We start from the raw sequence: 8,385 nt of genomic DNA, 5'->3' as shown, positions 1-8,385 counted from the left end.
GAATCGTCCCGATCTGGCGCCCTCAAAGACCTGTGGATTCGCCTGCAACGCGATCATCCCCTCGCCAGTTAGGAATGGCTGGATTGGCCCGCTGCGTGCTACGGGGTCATGCGGGAGGATCATTATGAGAAAATTAACCCTTGTCGGCCTCATCGCGGCGACCCTGCCGGGCCTGGCATTCGCCGCCCCCAGCCCCCCGCCGGCCATGGAGGCCGCCCGAACCTCTCCGCTGAGCCTGTCCCTGCCACAGGATGACGAGCCCAAGGGCGACAAGGTCCGCATGACCGTGGTCCAGGCGACCCTGGCGCCCGGCGAAAGCCTTCCCGACAACGCCCGCACCGCCCTGCGCTACATCTATGTGAAGTCTGGCCGGCTGCAGGTGTCCAACCTGGTCACCGGTGATCAGCAGGACGTGGAAGCCGGCGAGTTCGCCGTGGAGTCCGCCGGCCAGTGGCACACCGGCAAGGCCATGGGCGCCGAGCCTGTCGAAGTCCTCCTGATCGAGCAGGCGCCCGCCGACCTCTGAACGACCGATCGCCAGTCGGTCTTTGCGGCCGCCCGGCCGCCGCGCCCGGCCGCCGCGCCCGGCGTGTCGATAGAGCCTTGCCCAAGCTGGGCCGCCCCGGCAGTTTGGCCCATCGGCAGATTCCGCTGCCGCCAATCCGAAGAGACGCCGTGCCTGCTGTCACCGCCGACGACCTCTCCGCCTTGATGTCCAGAGTCGCCGCCGGCGACCGCGAGGCCCTGCGACAACTTTATCAGGCCACCTCCTCGAAGCTATTTGGCGTCTGCCTCCGTATTCTCTCCGACAAGGATGAGAGCGAGGACGTGTTGCAGGAGGTCTATGTCACCATTTGGCGTCGCGCCGACCGGTTCGACGCCGGCCGGGCGAGCGTGATGACGTGGATCTCCACCATCGCCCGCAACCGGGCCATCGACCGACTGCGCGCCCGGGGACCTCTGGCGCATGCCGAACAGATTGACGAGATGGAGATCGCCGACGGCGCGCCGAGCGCCACGGCCCTTCTGGAATCGGCCGATCAGGTTGGCGCCCTGCAACGCTGCCTGGCGGAACTGGACGACCGGACCGAACAGGCGATCCGCACGGCCTTCTTCGAAGGCGTCACCTATGAGGCCCTGGCCCAGCGGCTCGATACGCCCCTGGGAACCGTCAAGAGCTGGATTCGGCGGGGGCTGATGAAGCTGAAAGGGTGCCTGGAGCCATGAGCGACACGGGTCCTGAAATGAACGAACCGGAAGCCCTGGCGGCCGAACACGCCCTGGGGGTCCTGACCGCGCCGGAACGGGCGGCCGCCGAGCGCCGCATGGCCAGCGAGCCGGCCTTCGCCCGGGCGGTCGACGCCTGGCGCCGGCGCCTTGCGCCTTTGGGGATGGAGACCACCGCGGTCGCCCCCTCCGACGAGGTGTGGCCCAGGATCGAGCGCGCCCTGCCGGTCAATGACAACAATCCGCAGCTTGCCCGCCGGCTGGCCTTCTGGCGGAGCGCTACCGTGGGAGCCATGGGTCTGGCCGCAGCCAGCCTGATGGTCGCCGTCTATCTGGGCAATCGCCCGCCGGTGGTCATCCCTGCCGAGGCGCCGGCCGCCATGCCGATGCTGAACGCCAGCCTGAACACCGAGGGGGGCCAGCCGCTGTTCGTGGCCTCCTATGATCCGGTGCGCCAGGCCCTGATCATCACCTCGCTGGTGCCGCCTGGGACTGATCCCCTGCATGTGCACCAGGTGTGGCTGATCCCGCCGGAAGACGGGGTGCCAAGGTCGCTTGGCATGGTGGAGCCGGGCACGGCCAAGACCGTGCCGCTCGATGCGTCGATTTCAGATCTCGCCCACGAAGGCACGGAGATCGCCGTCTCGGTCGAGCCGCCCGGCGGGTCGCCCCAGGCTGGCCCCAGCGGGCCAGTGGCCGCCATCGGGGCGCTGGGCGAAATCTAGGGGCAGGCCCAGGGCTTTCCCTCGCGGGACGCCCCCACGGCCTCTCAGCGGGCGTCGTCCATCAGCTTGGCGAAGCGGTCGAACAGGTACAGGGAGTCCGTCGGCCCCGGCGAAGCCTCTGGGTGATGCTGCACGGAGAAGACCGGGCGGTCCTTCAGGGCGATGCCGGCGTTGGTGCCGTCAAACAGGGAGACGTGGGTCTCCGTCACCGGCGGCGGCAGGCTGTCGCGGTCCACCGTGAAGCCGTGGTTCATCGATACGATCTCCACCTTGCCGGTGGTCAGGTCCTTGACCGGATGGTTGGCCCCGTGGTGGCCCTGGTCCATCTTCACCGTGCGGGCGCCGAGCGCCAGGGACAGCATCTGGTGGCCCAGGCAAATGCCGAACACCGGCACGCCGCTGTCGACCAGCTTGCGGATCTCCGGCACCGCATAGGCGCCGGTGGCCGAGGGGTCGCCGGGTCCGTTGGACAGCAGGATCCCCTGCGGCTTTCGGGCCAGGACGTCTTCAGCCGAGGTGGAGGCCGGCACCACCGTGGCCCGGGCCCCGACGCTGGTCAGGGCGCGCAGGATGTTGCGCTTGACGCCGTAGTCCATGACCACGACCTCGAACTTCGGATCCGGCGCCGGCTGGGCGTAGCCTTCGGGCCAGTTCCACAGGCCCTCGCCATAGACGAAGGGCTGCAGGCAGGACGCGTCCTTGGCCAGGTCCAGGCCCACCAGGCCATTCCACTGACGGGCCTTGGCCACCAGGGCCTCCAGGTCGAAGCGGCCCTGGGGGTCGTGGGCGATCACGGCATGCGGCATGCCCCGCTCGCGGATGCGGCGGGTCAGCGCCCGGGTGTCGACGCCGGCCAGGCCGACGACGCCGCGGCGGGCCATCCAGCTGGCCAGGTCAGAGTCGGAGCGCCAATTGGCCGGGGCGGTGGGAACATCGCGGAAGATGGCGCCCCGGGCCGAGGTCTCGGCCGCGCCGGACATCTGCTCGACGTCTTCCACATTGGTCCCGACATTGCCCATGTGCGGGAAGGTGAAGGCCACGATCTGGGCCATGTAGGAGGGATCGGTGAGGATCTCCTGATAGCCGGTCATGGCGGTGTTGAAACAGACCTCGCCGACGGCGTCGCCTACGGCGCCGACGCCGATCCCCTGCAGGATGGTCCCGTCCGCCAGGGCCAGCACGCCGGTCGCGCCGGAGAGAAGTTGGCTCGTCATGGGGGACTCCTATCAGGGGCGGGCTAGGGTCGCAAAAAGGCGGGCCAGGGTGAACCCCGCCCGCCCGTGCAAACGGCGGCGTAGGTACTCTAGTCCCGCCGCCCGGGTCAATGCAGGGTGACCGGGCTGGCCCATCGGACTAGGCTTTCCACCCATAAGCCGACCAATAGCAAGGGGGACGTATGTCAGAGCCTGGTCATATCGATCCGGACCGCGACGCCTGGGCCCTGTTCAAGGGGTTGCCCCGAGACCAGCCGATCCAGATGCTGAACCTGATCCGGCTGCGGCCGCTGGCGGACTATCCGGCCGATCATCCCGATCACGGCAAGGGCTTGACGGGGCGCGAGGCCTACCAGGCCTATGGTCGGACGACGGCCCACATCTTTAAGCGGCTGGGGGGCGCGCAGATCTGGGTCGGGTCGCCGCAGGTGACCCTGACGGGGCCGCAGAGCGAGGCCTGGGACATCGCCTTCATCGCCGCCTATCCGAACGCCGAAGCCTTCATCTCCATGGTCCGGGATCCGGAATACCAGACCCTGGTCGCCCACCGGACCGCCGCGGTGGCCGATTCCCGCCTGATCCGCATGGCGCCGGCCGCGCCCGGGGAGGGGTTCGGGGAATAGGACCTAGCCCTCCAGCACCTCCGATATGGCGCCGAACAGAGTCTCGGCGCGGATGGGCTTGGCGATGTGGCGGTCCGCGCCGGCCGCAGCGCTGGCCTCGCGATCTTCCGGCCCGGCATTGGCCGAGACCACGATGATCGGCAGGCGCTGGCCTGCGGGCTCGGCCGCCCGGATCGCCCTGATGGCCTCAAACCCGTCCATGACCGGCATGCGGAGGTCCATGAGCACCAGGTCGAAGGCTCCCTCCTCCAGGGCCGAGACGGCCTCGGCGCCGTTCTCCACGCTGACCACCTCGATCTCGGCGGCGTCGAGCATCAGCTCAACAACCTTGCGGTTGGTGGGATTGTCGTCTGCGAGCAGGACCCGCAGTCCGCCATCGGGACTGACCGCAGCGGCCGTGGCCTGCGGGGCGGGGGTGGGGCCAAGCTCATATTGCAGCAGGCCGGCCACCAGGCTCTCCAGTCGCGCGCCGGAGGCCGACAGCTCGGCCAGGATCGCCCGCTGCGACGCGTCCAGAGGCGTGGCCTCCAGGGCCTGGGCCAGGCCCATCACCCCATTCAGCGGCGTGCGCAGTTCGTGGCTCATATCGGCGAGGAATTCACTCTTGGCCCGGCTGGCGGCCGCCTCCCGCAGGAGGGCGTCGGCCAGCCGTTCGGCCTGGCGCTTCATCTCTGTGATGTCGACCCGCAGACCGATCAGGCCGCCATCGGCGGTTCGGCGGTCCTCAACCATCAGCCAGCTGCCGTCGGAGAGCTGCTGCTCCAGGCGCTCGCCGGTGGGATTTTCGAGCTTGGCGAGCCGCTCGGCCAGCCAGGCTTCTTCGCGCCCGGCCGCCTCGGGATAGTCGCCCCGGGCCACCCCGATCCGCAGGGTTTCGGCCAGGGGGCGGCCGGGGGCGAAGAGGTCGGCGGAGCGGTGGTAGATCTCGGCGTAGCGCTGGTTCCAGTGGACGTATCGTCCCTCGGCGTCGAGGAAGACGACGCCTTCGGGAAAGGCGTCGATGGCCGCCTGCAGCCGCGCCGTGGCGTCCGCGCCCTCGGCCTGACCCCGAGTCAGCGCCCCGCCACCGATCCAGCGATCGAGCGCCCGGACCACGGCCCGCCCGACCGCGCCCATCCCCACCCCTGACATACGCTACTCCCACACCCTTGAGGTGCAGAGACAGGACCCGACAGGTATTTCGAAAGTGCTGCTATGGCGACGCCGAGGGTGTTCACGGCGCAGCTGATCGCCAAATGGGCGCGGATTTCAGTCTGGCGCCGACGCGGCGGGCGCTGTTCGCAAATCAGCGCTTCGGGACTATGAGGCGGACATGACCATCACCACCCTCGGCTTGGACGCCGACGACACCCTCTGGCACAACGAGACCATCTTCCGGCTGACCCAGGCCCGGTTGTTCGACCTCCTGTCCGATGTGGCGGATATCGACACCCTGGGGGCGCGGCTGGCCGAGGTCGAGCATCGCAATCTGCGGCTCTACGGCTACGGGGTGAAGGGCTTCACCCTGTCGATGATCGAGACCGCCATGGAGCTGACGGGCGGCGAGGCGCCGCCGCATATCGTCCGGGAGATCCTGGCGGCGGGCCGGTCCATGCTGACCGAGCCGGTTGAGCCCCTGCCAGGGGTGGATGACGCCCTGGCCGTCCTGTCGGAACGCTACCGCCTGGTGCTCGTGACCAAGGGCGACCTGCTGCATCAGGAGCAGAAGCTGGCGGCCTCAGGCCTCGGCGATCTGTTCGTCGCCGTGGAGATCGTCAGCGAGAAGGACGCCTCGACCTATGAGCGGGTCTTCGCCCGTCACGGGACGGGCGCGGCCCAGGGCGCCATGGTCGGGAACTCCCTGCGTTCGGACATTCTGCCGGCGCTGGAGGCGGGCGCGTGGGCCGCCCACATTCCCTATGCGGTGACCTGGGCCCATGAGATGGCCGAGACGCCCACCGGTCACCCGCGGTTCGCCGAACTGGCGAGCATCGCCGAGCTGCCCGCCTGGCTCGAAAAGGTGAGCTGAACAGTCCTCTCCATGTCACACGGCGTCGGCGCCGGACGTCTTCTTCGCGTCAAGAAGGAGGCGCGTGATGCGACGATGGGAACGGGCCGCCTGCGGTCTGTTGGGGCTGGGCCTGGGGGCCAACGGGCTGTTCATGCTGGGGGCCCCCTTTATCTGGTACGAGGCTGTGCCGGGGGTGGTGAAGACCGGGCCGTTCAACGGCCACTTTGTCCGGGATATCGGCGCGGCCTATCTGGTCTGCGCCTTTGCGCTTGCCGCCGTCGCCTGGCGGCCGCCAAAGGCCTGGCCGGCGCTTCTGGCGGCGGCCGGCTTCCTGGTCCTGCATGCGGGCGTCCACCTGTTCGACACGGTCTGCGGCCGGTCCAGCCTTGGTGACCTGGCTCGCGACCTCCCGGGCGTATTCCTTCCAGCGCTGGCAGCCTCGCTCCTGGTCTGGCGCGCGGCGGGGGAGGCCTGAATGCTGAAGGTCATTCTGTCGCGCCAGCTCGACCGTTTCGAACGGACCTGGTCCTACGACGCCAGCTACCTGCGCCGGCTTCTGGCGGCCAGTCCCGCAAGCCTCGTGAAGTTCGGCCTGGTCAGCGGCATGGCGCCGAGACAGGCCGCGCCGCCGGCGGCCCTGGCGGCTGCAGAGATTGTCGCCACCTTGTCAGAGGACTGCGGGCCCTGTGCTCAGCTCGTTGTTGATAGGGCCGCAGCCGCGGGGCTGGCGCCAAGGGTGTTGCGCGCGATCCTCAACGGAGATGAGGACGCCATGGGACAGGACGCCGCCATCGCCTGGCGGTTCGCGCGGGCCACCCTGGATCGGGACCTGCCCGCCGCTGATCGTCTGCGGGAGGGAATTGTGGCCCACTGGGGGGAGCGGGGCCTCGCGGCCATCGCGCTGGCCCTCACGGCGGCCAGGCTCTATCCGACGCTGAAGCTCGCTCTGGGCTACGGAGGAACCTGCGCGCGGATCGTCGTGGATGGCCAACCGACAAATCCGGCGCAGAATGAGGTGATCCCGTGACCCCATCGCCTGATCTCTCTGTCTTCGAGGCGCAGCGGCCGCGGCTGCTTCGACTCGCCTATCGGATGCTGGGTTCGGTCGCCGAAGCCGAGGACGTGGTTCAGGACGCCTGGATCCGGTGGAGCCGGTCAGGAGAGCAGGTCGAGGAGCCAGCCGCATGGCTGGTCCGCACCACGAGTCGTCTCTGCCTTGATCGTCTGCGCGCGGCCAAGGTCCGGCGCGAGGCCTATCGCGGCCCTTGGTTGCCCGAGCCGCTGATCGAGGACCTGACCGAAGACCCGCTGGAGCGGGCGGAAGATGTCTCTGTCGCCTTCCTGCTCGCCCTTGAGCGTCTGTCGCCATTGGAGCGCGCCGTCTTCCTCCTGCACGAGGTGTTCGACGAGGACTATGCCGCCGTCGCCCAGACGCTCGACCGGAGCGAGGCGGCGGTGCGCCAGATCGCCAGCCGCGCGCGGGCGCACCTCCAGGCGGCCAAGCCGCGATATTCGGTCGATCAGCAGGCCGCCACACGGCTGGCCAGCGCCTTCATGGCCGCCGCGGCCAGGGGCGACATGGCGAGTCTGCGCGCCCTGTTGGCCGAGGACGCGGTGATGGTGACCGACGGCGGGGGCAAGCGCAGCGCCGCCCTGCGACCCCTGGTCGGGCCGGCCGACATTGTCGCCATGCTGGAGGGCCTGGCGTGGCGGGGCGCCTGGCCGACGTCCGGCGACCGGCCCCTGCAATACCGCGCAGTCCGCATCAACGGCCTGCCAGGCCTGATTTTAGAGCCGGACGACGGGCCGATGACCATCGCCTTTCAGCCGAGCGAGGATGGCCGCCTGTCGGCCATCTACATCATCCGCAATCCTGAAAAGCTGGCGCACCTTGACCGCTGAAGGGTGACGCCGTCGGCGCCCTGGCGCATATGTCGGGGGTGAAGTTCGACGAACGGTTCCTCGATGAGATCAAGGCCCGCCTGCGCCCCTCCGACGTGATCGGGCGCACGGTGAAGCTGCGCAAGCAGGGCCGCGAGTTCGTCGGCCTGTCGCCCTTCACCAAGGAGCGGAGCCCGTCCTTTTTCGTCAATGACGAGAAGGGCCAGTTCTTCGACTTCTCGTCGGGCAAGAACGGCGATCTGATCACCTTCCTGCAGGAGACCGAGCGGCTGACCTTCATGGAGGCGGTCGAACGCCTGGCCGCTGAGGCCGGCGTGCCCATGCCTGCGCCAGATCCCCAGTCGGCGGAGCGCGACCGGGTGCGGCAGGGTCTCGCCGAATGGCTGGAGCAGGCCAGCGCCTGGTTCCAGGCCGAGCTCAGGCGTCCTGTTGGCCGGGAGGCGCGGGACTATCTGGCCGGACGCGGCCTGCCCGAGACAGAATGGGCGCGGTTTGGCGTCGGCTATGCGCCCGGCGGGCGCACTGCGCTGAAAGACTATCTGGTGGCCAAGGGCGCGCGTCCGCACGAGCTGGTGGAGGCTGGTCTGCTGATCGCGCCCGAGGACGGCGGCGCGCCCTCTGACCGCTTCCGCGACCGGATCATGTTTCCCATCGCCGACGGGCGAGGACGCATCGTCTCCTTCGGCGGCCGGGCCATGGATCCC

At 69.2% G+C, this 8,385-nt stretch carries 11 protein-coding genes; 9 read left to right on the top strand and 2 right to left on the bottom strand.

Going from position 1 to position 8,385, the window contains the following annotated elements; genetic code table 11:
* Positions 1-124 precede the first annotated feature (124 nt).
* The 3 genes from Q8N19_RS16330 (at position 125) to Q8N19_RS16320 (ending at position 1,952) form a co-directional block, all read left to right on the top strand.
* Positions 125-526, top strand: a complete 402-nt coding sequence (locus tag Q8N19_RS16330) for a cupin domain-containing protein (protein WP_305592507.1) — start codon at positions 125-127, stop codon at positions 524-526.
* Positions 527-675: 149 nt separating this feature from the next.
* Positions 676-1,227: a sigma-70 family RNA polymerase sigma factor gene (locus Q8N19_RS16325; RefSeq protein WP_305592506.1), complete on the top strand. Its 552-nt coding sequence runs from the start codon at positions 676-678 to the stop codon at positions 1,225-1,227.
* A complete protein-coding gene (locus Q8N19_RS16320) occupies positions 1,224-1,952 on the top strand; it encodes an anti-sigma factor domain-containing protein (RefSeq protein ID WP_305592505.1) in 729 nt (242 codons plus the stop codon). The genes Q8N19_RS16325 and Q8N19_RS16320 overlap by 4 nt, the downstream gene beginning before the upstream one ends.
* 44 nt (positions 1,953-1,996) lie before the next feature.
* Here Q8N19_RS16320 and carA read toward each other — a convergent pair whose 3' ends face one another.
* A complete protein-coding gene (carA, locus tag Q8N19_RS16315; RefSeq protein ID WP_305592503.1) occupies positions 1,997-3,166 on the bottom strand; it encodes a glutamine-hydrolyzing carbamoyl-phosphate synthase small subunit in 1,170 nt (389 codons plus the stop codon).
* A gap of 182 nt (positions 3,167-3,348) precedes the next feature.
* Between carA and Q8N19_RS16310 the strand changes: the two genes are divergently transcribed.
* Positions 3,349-3,789, top strand: coding sequence for a DUF1330 domain-containing protein (locus Q8N19_RS16310; protein WP_305592500.1), 441 nt, complete (start codon positions 3,349-3,351; stop codon positions 3,787-3,789).
* Positions 3,790-3,792: 3 nt separating this feature from the next.
* Here Q8N19_RS16310 and Q8N19_RS16305 read toward each other — a convergent pair whose 3' ends face one another.
* On the bottom strand, positions 3,793-4,920 hold the full coding sequence (locus Q8N19_RS16305) for a response regulator (RefSeq protein WP_305592498.1): 1,128 nt from the start codon (positions 4,918-4,920) through the stop codon (positions 3,793-3,795).
* Positions 4,921-5,101: 181 nt separating this feature from the next.
* Between Q8N19_RS16305 and Q8N19_RS16300 the strand changes: the two genes are divergently transcribed.
* The 5 genes from Q8N19_RS16300 to Q8N19_RS16280 all read left to right on the top strand — a co-directional run.
* The gene (locus Q8N19_RS16300; RefSeq protein WP_305592496.1) at positions 5,102-5,797 is read left to right on the top strand and encodes an HAD family hydrolase; all 696 of its coding nucleotides are present in this window, start codon (positions 5,102-5,104) and stop codon (positions 5,795-5,797) included.
* Positions 5,798-5,864: 67 nt separating this feature from the next.
* The gene (locus Q8N19_RS16295; RefSeq protein ID WP_305592495.1) at positions 5,865-6,254 is read left to right on the top strand and encodes a hypothetical protein; all 390 of its coding nucleotides are present in this window, start codon (positions 5,865-5,867) and stop codon (positions 6,252-6,254) included.
* Positions 6,255-6,806: a hypothetical protein gene (locus tag Q8N19_RS16290; RefSeq protein WP_305592493.1), complete on the top strand. Its 552-nt coding sequence runs from the start codon at positions 6,255-6,257 to the stop codon at positions 6,804-6,806. It abuts the gene before it with no gap.
* On the top strand, positions 6,803-7,681 hold the full coding sequence (gene sigJ / locus Q8N19_RS16285; RefSeq protein WP_305592491.1) for an RNA polymerase sigma factor SigJ: 879 nt from the start codon (positions 6,803-6,805) through the stop codon (positions 7,679-7,681). The genes Q8N19_RS16290 and sigJ overlap by 4 nt, the downstream gene beginning before the upstream one ends.
* Positions 7,682-7,719: 38 nt before the next feature.
* A partial coding sequence (locus Q8N19_RS16280) for a DNA primase (RefSeq protein WP_305592509.1) occupies positions 7,720-8,385 on the top strand: 666 nt, incomplete at its 3' end.

This window comes from Phenylobacterium sp. (assembly GCF_030693405.1).
Classification (GTDB): domain Bacteria; phylum Pseudomonadota; class Alphaproteobacteria; order Caulobacterales; family Caulobacteraceae; genus Phenylobacterium.
The sequence above is the reverse complement of the archived record's forward strand: the minus strand, read 5'-3'. Positions and strand labels throughout refer to the sequence as shown.